This is a genomic window from Inquilinus sp. OTU3971 (assembly GCF_038440215.1).
The window spans coordinates 1-263 of the sequence record NZ_JASATH010000473.1 but is presented as its reverse complement, the minus strand read 5'-3'; the positions used below and the strand labels follow the sequence as shown (position 1 = coordinate 263).

Sequence of the window (263 nt, the reverse complement as noted above, 5' to 3'; positions counted from 1 at the left end):
GCGTCCCGTCGCGGAACAGCGCGTCGACCGGGTCGTCCGGCCGGGTCGGGTTCCAGGAGAACCACAGCTCCGACCCCGGCTTGCGGATGGTCGGGCGCAGCAGTTCCAGGCTCCGCTTCGACAGCGACTGGGCCTCCTCGACCCAGGCGATGTCATAGCCCTCGAGCGATTTGATGCTCTCGGCGGTGTGGTTCTGCATGCCCTGGAAGATGATCCGGCCGCCGCCGGGCGTCAGGATGCGGTCGGCCTGGACGGTGAAGGCG

At 69.2% G+C, this 263-nt stretch carries 1 protein-coding gene; it reads right to left on the bottom strand.

The annotated features are described in order from the left end of the window. Positions 1–263: phage terminase large subunit (locus AAHM41_RS40475; protein ID WP_342242296.1), on the bottom strand; the 263-nt coding region annotated here is incomplete at both ends.